Here is an 822-nt window from a genome sequence, read left to right on the forward strand (position 1 = left end):
CCGCGGCCTCGGCGGCCTCCGCGGCGGCGCCGGCCGCGGCGCCGGCCCCGCCCAAGCCGGCGCAGCTCACCCGTGCCGCACAGAAGGAACTTCAGAAGATCGAACGGCGGCTGGACCGGATCGGCACCGAGGAGAGCGCGCTGCACGCGGACATGGCCGAGCACGCCACGGACTTCGCCCGGGTCGCCGACCTGGACCGGCGGCTGCGCGAACTGACCGCCGAGCGCGACACCCTGGAGACCCGCTGGCTCGAACTCTCCGAGGGGCTCTGAACCTTCCCGCCGGGAGCGGTGGCCGTGCGCGGCGCTCCCGGCCGGGAGCGCCGCGGCAATCCGCCCGGCCGNGCGGCGCTCCCGGCCGGGAGCGCCGCGGCAATCCGCCCGGCCGCGGGGAGGGTTGGGGCGGGAGGGTGGTGACTGCCGGGGCGGGAAACGGTTGCGGGGTGGTCACGGCTTGGCCGGAACGGGGAACCGGATCCGTCGGTGACAGTGTCCGGTGGTAGAAAGGCCCTGGCCGGAATCCGACGGCCATGGGTTCCGTATGCCCGCATTGCCCTACTCAGGGGGAGTCATGTCACAGCCGCCGCCACCGCCCAGCCCTCCGCCGGGGCCGCCGCAGCAGCCGCCACAGCCCCCGGAGGAGCAGCCGCAGCAGGCCGAGCAGCCGCAGACGCCGCCTCCTCCCCCGCCCGGGCCGGGAGCCGGCGGTGTGCCGCCCGAGGCCGCGCCCACCATGATGGCCCAGCCCGGTGTGCAGCCCGGTACCCCGCCGCCGGCCGGAGGCTTCGGCGCTCCCACGCCGCCGCCCGCGGGTCCGCCCGGG

1 protein-coding gene and 1 pseudogene are annotated in these 822 nt (G+C 77.6%); both read left to right on the forward strand.

What is annotated here, in order from left to right:
- A partial coding sequence (locus GQS09_RS28325; protein ID WP_243761897.1) for an ABC transporter C-terminal domain-containing protein occupies positions 1 to 272 on the forward strand: 272 nt, incomplete at its 5' end.
- Between the two features lie 298 nt (positions 273 to 570).
- Positions 571 to 822: pseudogene (locus GQS09_RS28850) on the forward strand (hypothetical protein); the annotation flags it as partial.

Origin of the sequence: Streptomyces sp. YIM 98790 (genome assembly GCF_011421595.1) — a bacterium.
Lineage (GTDB): Bacteria > Actinomycetota > Actinomycetes > Streptomycetales > Streptomycetaceae > Streptomyces.